This is a genomic window from Bradyrhizobium sp. (assembly GCF_016462955.1).
Classification (GTDB): domain Bacteria; phylum Pseudomonadota; class Alphaproteobacteria; order Rhizobiales; family Xanthobacteraceae; genus Bradyrhizobium.
In genome coordinates this window covers 1,936-3,870 of record NZ_JAEMSD010000581.1, presented here as the reverse complement: position 1 = coordinate 3,870, position 1,935 = coordinate 1,936, and the positions used below count along the sequence as shown (strand labels likewise).

The 1,935-nt window shown below is 63.9% G+C and carries 3 protein-coding genes; 1 reads left to right on the top strand and 2 read right to left on the bottom strand.

Going from position 1 to position 1,935, the window contains the following annotated elements:
- Together JHD07_RS34875 and ispH are read right to left on the bottom strand one after the other, a co-directional pair.
- A partial coding sequence (locus tag JHD07_RS34875; RefSeq protein ID WP_291630437.1) for a phosphotransferase occupies positions 1 to 525 on the bottom strand: 525 nt, incomplete at its 3' end.
- 6 nt (positions 526 to 531) lie between these two features.
- Positions 532 to 1,500, bottom strand: a complete 969-nt coding sequence (ispH, locus tag JHD07_RS34870; RefSeq protein WP_291630436.1) for a 4-hydroxy-3-methylbut-2-enyl diphosphate reductase — start codon at positions 1,498 to 1,500, stop codon at positions 532 to 534.
- A gap of 262 nt (positions 1,501 to 1,762) precedes the next feature.
- Here ispH and JHD07_RS34865 point away from each other — a divergent pair.
- Positions 1,763 to 1,935, top strand: a 173-nt coding sequence (locus JHD07_RS34865; protein ID WP_291630439.1) for a cell cycle transcriptional regulator TrcR, incomplete at its 3' end; no start/stop codon positions are given.

Below are 1,935 nucleotides of genomic sequence, written 5' to 3'. Positions count from 1 at the left end.
GTCGAGCTCGGCGGCCAGAAAGCCGCGCAGGCCGGGCTGCACCTCGTCGGCGCGGCCCGACGCCGCATCGAACAGCGGCCGCCAGCCCGCGACCGAGAGCGCATTGGCGCGCCGGATCGCAAAATTCGCACCGGCCAAATGCATCTTCGCCAGCCCCTCGCCGACCCCCGCGCAATGGGCGGCGATCGGTTTGCGCGGCCAGACGCCTTCGAGAAAGGTGATGATCGCGGCCGGCCGGCCGGCCAGTTCGCGCAGCGCCTCGCCGTCGCGCCCCCTCACCGGGAGCGGACAGTTGACGCCATGCTCGGCCAGATGAGTCATCAGCGCGAGGAAGTATGGCAGGTCGCTCTTCGCCACGCGCTTTTCATAGAGCGTGAGGATGAACGATCCTGTCGTCGTGTGCAGCAGGAAGTTGGAATTCTCCACGCCCTCGGCGATGCCCTTGTAGGAGAGCAGTTCGCCGAGCTCGTAGTGTTTCAGGAAATCCGCGAGTTCGTCGGCGGCGACGTCGGTGTAGACCGCCATAAAGGTCTACTCGGCGGCGGCTTCGGGGCGCACCTGACGCGGCAGCGGGAAGAACTCGTTCTCCTCCGCGGCCGATACCGTCTCCACGTGCAGCGTGTAGCGCTCGGCGAAGGCGTCCATGATTTCCTCGACGATCACCTCGGGCGCGGACGCACCGGCCGTGATGCCGAGACTCTTGATGTTGCCGAACTTGCTCCAGTCGATGTCGGTGGCGCGCTGCGCCAGCACCGCGATCTTGCAGCCCTCGCGCTCGGCAACCTCGCGCAGGCGCTGCGAGTTCGACGAATTGGGCGCACCGACGACGATGAGTGCATCCACCACGGGTGCCACCTTCTTCACCGCGAGCTGGCGGTTGGTGGTGGCGTAGCAGATGTCCTCCTTGTGCGGCCCATTGATGTTCGGGAAACGCTCCTTGAGCAGCGCCACGATCTCGGCGGTATCGTCGATCGACAGCGTGGTCTGGGTCACGAAGGCGAGGTTGTTGGGATCCTTCGGCGTGATGGTCTTGGCGTCCTCGGCGGTCTCGATCAGGGTCACGGCGCCGGGCGGAAGCTGGCCGAGCGTGCCGACCACCTCGGGATGGTGAGAATGGCCGATCAGGAAGATCTCGCGGCCGCGCTTGAAATGGATCGCGGCCTCGCGGTGCACCTTGGTCACCAGCGGGCAGGTCGCATCCAGCGAAAACAGATTGCGGGACTGGGCGTCGGCCGGAACCGATTTCGGCACGCCGTGGGCCGAGAACACCACCGGTGCGGTGGCGTTTTCGGGGATTTCAGCCAGTTCCTCGACGAAGATGGCGCCCTTCTTCTTCAACCCGTCGACGACATACTTGTTGTGCACAATCTCGTGGCGAACATAGACAGGCGCGCCGTATTTATCGAGCGCCCGTTCCACGGTGTCGATCGCCCGGACCACGCCGGCACAGAAGCCGCGGGGAGAACAAAGCACGATCTTGAGGTCTGGCTTGGCTGACATTGAGCGATCTCGTGACCGAATCACCCGTTTCGCCTTCTGGCGGGGGCGATCGGGATGGGAATGGGCTTAAAACTGTCGGCTTGAACGTTACAGCGGTTCAAAGGGAATTGGGCCCCCTTTCGGGCGGTGTCAAGGCACTATCTATAGCAGAAGCATTGCATGGCTACCCCCTCCGGGCTTATATAGCCCGAATTCCCTGTCATCGCTGATGACCACCGGTTTCGCCTCCAGAGGGGTGGGCGAAGCACAAAGGAGATTTGCCATGAGCAACGCACCTCTGATGCCCAAGGCGACCGCCGTCTGGCTGCTCGACAACACCGCGCTGACCTTCGACCAGGTCGCCGATTTCACCAAGATGCATCCCCTCGAGGTGCGCGCAATCGCCGACGGTGACGCCGCCCAGGGCATCAAGGGCATGGATCCCCTCTCCAATGG